We start from the raw sequence: 4,491 nt of genomic DNA, 5'->3' as shown, positions 1-4,491 counted from the left end.
TCCCTCAACTCCTTCTGTTATTACTTTACTTGGACTTGTGTGTACACCGTAGCTCTAGCTGGAGAAAGTGGTCATGCTACTTCTGTTGCAGGTGTTATTGGTGCGGCGGCTGGAAATGGTATTGGTGGTGTGGGTGTAGCCTATGGTTCTACCTTAGCTTCCTTCCGGTTTAATTACGGGAATGACGATAGCTTAATTCGGGCGTTGCAGCGTTTACGCAACGTGGATGTCGCTAATAATAGCTGGGGTAGCACGTCAATTTTTGGGGCTGATTTTCTCAATCCTGGACTTGCTCCAGTAGTTCAAGCTATTCGAGATGCTGTTCAGTTTGGACGTAATGGATTAGGGACTGCGTCTGGTCAGCTGGAAATTCCAGAGAAGAGGGTTTGAATACCAATTATTCCAACTATTCCAACTCCCGCCATGTCATTTCGGTAGCAGCACTCGAATATGATGGTACAGCATCCTTTTATAGCACTCCAGGGGCTTCTATTCTAGTTTCAGCTTTTGGCAGTGGGGTTCCTGGTAGTATTGTGACAACAGACCGTAGAGGATCAGAAGGTTCTAGTTCAGGAGACTATAACTACGAGTTTAACGGCACTTCAGCAGCAGCTCCGATGGTTTCTGGGGTAGTTGCCTTAATGTTGGAAGCCAATCGTAATTTAGGTTATCGAGATATACAAGAAATTCTCGCCTATTCAGCTCGCCAAAACGATTTCTATAGTATAGGGGGAAATTACGTTTGGCAAATTAACGGTGCTAACAATTTGAATGGTGGGGGTTTACACGTCAGTCATGACTATGGATTTGGTTTGGTAGATGCTCTTGCTGCTGTGCGTTTGGCTGAGACTTGGCAAAAACAGAGCCGATTTAACAACGAGCAGTCTCTTTCCTATAATTCAGGTAATTTAGGCTTGACTGTTCCAGATAACGATGAGGCAGGAATTAGTCACACTTTTACTGTGGCGGCTGGTTTAGATATTGATTGGGTAGAAGTAGAACTCAATCTGACTCATCCCTATCGGGGTGATATAGTTGTTTTCCTGACTTCTCCCAGTGGGGTTCAGAGTGTTCTGATTCATCAACCTGGGAATAAGGAAGATGAGGGAGACAATATCGTGTTTAAACTCTCTAGCACGCAACACTGGGGAGAAAGCAGTGCTGGCAATTGGACTCTTACAATCCAGGATTTAGGCCCCACAGATATCGGCATTTTCAATAGTTGGAAATTAAATTTATACGGTGATACAGATACTATCAATGACACTTATTTCTACACCAATGAGTATGGTTTTTATGGCTCAACTACACTAACGGATAGTTCAGGTACTGATACGATTAATGCGGCGGCGATTACTTCCAACTCTTACCTGAACCTGAATCCAGGTTCTACAAGTATTCTCAATGGGACTGTCTTAACCATCAGTACAGGAACTACAATCGAAAATGCTTTTGGTGGCGATGGTAATGACACAATTATCGGTAATAGTGCTGCTAACGTTTTGCATGGTGGTAGGGGTAATGATACTCTCGATGGCGGATTAGGTAACGATACACTCAAGGGTGGCAGAGGAAACGACACATACATAGTCAATAGCACTGGGGATATAGTTACAGAAAACGCCAATGAAGGTACAGATACAGTTCAGTCAACTGTTACTTATACCCTGGGTGCGAATGTCGAGAATTTAACTCTCACTGGTACATCTGCTATTAACGGCACAGGTAACAGTCTGAACAACACGATCGCCGGTAATAGTGGTAATAATAGACTCAATGGCGGTGCTGGTAATGATTTTCTGACTGCTGGTGCTGGTAATGACACCCTTGATGGTGGTACAGGTAATGACAGAATGCTTGGTGGCGGGGGTAACGATATCTACATTGTTGATAGTACGGGAGATTACGTTTCCGAAAATGCCAACCAAGGTACGGACTTAGTTCAATCTTCTGTTAGCTATACATTGGGTAATAGTTTAGAGAATTTAACTCTCACTGGTACATCTGCTATTAACGGTACAGGTAATCATCTTAACAACACTATTACAGGTAACAGTGGCAACAATACCCTAAACGGCGGAGATGGTAATGATACTCTTAATGGTGGAGCGGGTGTTGATACTCTCCTCGGCGGTAAGGGCAATGACATCCTCGTTGGTGGTACTGGTAACGATACACTAACAGGGGGTGTAGGACGCGATCGCTTTACTTTCAATTCCCGTAGTGAAGGTATCGACAGAATTACTGATTTTAGTGTGGTTGATGACACTATCGTTGTCTCTGCGGCTGGCTTTGGTGGCGGGTTGGTTGTAGGGGCGGCGATCGCGGCTAGTCAATTTTTACTGGGTTCAGCAGCTACTACAAGTAGTCAGAGATTTCTTTACGACCGAAATAACGGTGCTTTATTCTTTGACCAGGATGGTACGGGTGCGATCGCTAAAATTCAATTTGGTACACTCAATACGGGACTGTCCCTAACGAATGCAGATATTTTCGTTAATGCTTGACATCCTCTCCCGCTACACTACAAGCGGTGTAGCGGGAGAAACCCAAGTAGTGAGTCTTGGGTTTCTGTTTCCTTCCCTTCGGGTTCGCCTGTTGCTCCATTTGGGGAGACCCCAAGACCGCACCGGACTTACCATTACTGGACTTTCGCAACTGCCCTTTAGACTTCGCTACCGCTAACAGCACTAATACCGACGTGGTGTATAGACAGAAAAACTACCATCGCTGCGGTTAATAATTCTAGTTTGACTAGAACCGACAATAATCACGGTTCGCATATCTGCAATATCTGGTGTTAACTGTTCAAGGGTAATTACTTGCACTGTTTGCTTTGGTCTGCCGAGATTTCGTGCTAAAACTACCGGAGTATTGGGTGTTCTATAACGCAACAAAATATTTTTCGCGTCAGCTAATTGCCAAGTGCGCTCTTTAGAAACAGGATTGTAAAAGGCAATGGCGAAATCAGCTTGAGCAGCAGCAGCAATACGTTGTTCTATAATTGACCAAGGCTTCAAAATGTCAGATAAGGAAATCGCACAAAAATCATGTCCTAATGGTGCGCCAACGGCGGCGGCGGCGGCTTGCATGGCGGAAATTCCCGGTGCGACGTGAATATCAATAGTGTCCCATTCGGGCTTGTGGTGGTGGTCGAGGACTTCAAACACGGCAGCCGCCATTGCATAGATACCAGGGTCGCCGGAAGAAACTACGACTACATACCGTCCAGTCGCAGCTAAATCTAAGGCCATACTTGCGCGTGCGATTTCTTCGCGGTTGTCTGACTCATGGCGTTGCTTTCCAGCCGCGAGAGAACCTACTAAATCTAGATAAGTTTTGTAGCCTACTAAGTCAGTGGCAGATTTGAGAATTTCTTTGACTTCCGGTGACATCCATTGAGAACTACCGGGGCCTGTACCGATAATTGCTAACCTTCCCCGTGGCTGACCGATGGTGTTGGGGTCTATGGGTTGGGGGGAAATAGCGATCATCGCCATCTGGGATGAAGTGGAAATTAATTTACCATCTTTACCTGTTGCTGCTAGGGCTATTTCTTGCGCTTTTAAGTCTTCATGGAAAAAGCGAGTCGGGACACTGTAGAAACTGGCGATGTTATGTATATTTGGGTTAGCGGCGATAGCGATGGGTGCAAATATGCCGGCGATAGATGCGGGGGCGATGTCTGCATTTGCTAGTAATGCTTGTACTGAGTCTAGAGTAACATCAGTGTGAGTGATGGCGATCGCAACATTTTTGGGATGATATACCAGACAGTTAGCTGTAGGAGTCACACAGCGTTCTGTGACTCGAATAGTTAAATCACCGTTGGGGTCAATGGGTAACTGACTATTACTTAACCAAGGTGCAGTTCCTTCTAACTTTACCTGCTCCCCTGCTAATAAATCAGAGATAAATTTTTTAGCATCCTCTGGGTTGGCTAAATGATACTCAGGGGGAGGGGATAACAACGCCGTGCGGAAACGGATATCGCCTGTAGTGGTAATTGCTGCTTGGGTATCCAGTACCTCAGCAATGCGCCGTGCTAAATCATTGACTCCATTGAGTCCCCCCAAAAGCGGGACAACTGCGCTACCATCCTCAGCCACCGCTAACACTGGCGGTTCTTGGCGTTTGTCGGAAATTAGGGGTGCTAGGGTTCTGATGAGAATACCCGCCGCACAAATACCAATTAGGGGTGTTCCTTCAGCAAACAATTCCCGCAGTGTGTCGCCGAAATTAGTGAAGCTGATATCAACCTCTGAGGTGCGACCTGCTAAACCGTATAGCGTCGCCCCTGGTAAGACGGTGATGATTTTGCGGGCTAGTGCTACGCTATTTTGACTTAATACTACAACGGCAGGTGCAACCTTATTCATGGGATTTCTTGAACTTTGGAATGGATATATTAGTTAATCTTCTTCAAATCAAACTACTAGACTTGTCTATAAAAGATAAAAAGCTGACTGTGAAGGGATTATAGGAGATATA

The 4,491-nt window shown here is 45.4% G+C and carries 4 protein-coding genes; 3 read left to right on the top strand and 1 reads right to left on the bottom strand.

The window, feature by feature from the left end:
- The 3 genes from ACM0OR_RS27680 to ACM0OR_RS27670 form a co-directional block, all read left to right on the top strand.
- Positions 1 to 390 (top strand): S8 family serine peptidase (locus tag ACM0OR_RS27680; RefSeq protein ID WP_414579611.1); only part of this gene is annotated, 390 nt, incomplete at its 5' end.
- Positions 387 to 2,507 (top strand): proprotein convertase P-domain-containing protein, encoded by a 2,121-nt coding sequence (locus ACM0OR_RS27675; protein ID WP_414579610.1) that lies wholly within the window; start codon positions 387 to 389, stop codon positions 2,505 to 2,507. The genes ACM0OR_RS27680 and ACM0OR_RS27675, both read left to right, overlap by 4 nt.
- A complete protein-coding gene (locus tag ACM0OR_RS27670; protein WP_323265854.1) occupies positions 2,500 to 2,685 on the top strand; it encodes a hypothetical protein in 186 nt (61 codons plus the stop codon). The genes ACM0OR_RS27675 and ACM0OR_RS27670 overlap by 8 nt, the downstream gene beginning before the upstream one ends.
- Before the next feature lie 5 nt (positions 2,686 to 2,690).
- Here ACM0OR_RS27670 and cobJ read toward each other — a convergent pair whose 3' ends face one another.
- Positions 2,691 to 4,379 carry a precorrin-3B C(17)-methyltransferase gene (gene cobJ, locus ACM0OR_RS27665; protein WP_414579609.1) on the bottom strand — a complete coding sequence of 563 codons (1,689 nt, stop codon included), beginning with the start codon at positions 4,377 to 4,379 and terminating at the stop codon, positions 2,691 to 2,693.
- Positions 4,380 to 4,491: the final 112 nt, after the last annotated feature.

It is taken from the genome of Anabaena sp. CCY 9402-a, from assembly GCF_963920945.1.
GTDB classification, from domain to species: Bacteria; Cyanobacteriota; Cyanobacteriia; order Cyanobacteriales; family Nostocaceae; genus Trichormus; species Trichormus minutissimus.
Note: the sequence above shows the minus strand (reverse complement) of the source record. Positions and strands in the feature narration are given on the sequence as shown.

What these genes read in the sequence shown, in the direction of transcription:
- ACM0OR_RS27670 (WP_323265854.1), top strand. Translation starts at nt 2,500, where the DNA reads ATGCTTGACATCCTCTCCCGCTACACTACAAGCGGTGTAGCGGGAGAA.
- cobJ (WP_414579609.1), bottom strand. Translation starts at nt 4,379, where the DNA reads ATGAATAAGGTTGCACCTGCCGTTGTAGTATTAAGTCAAAATAGCGTA.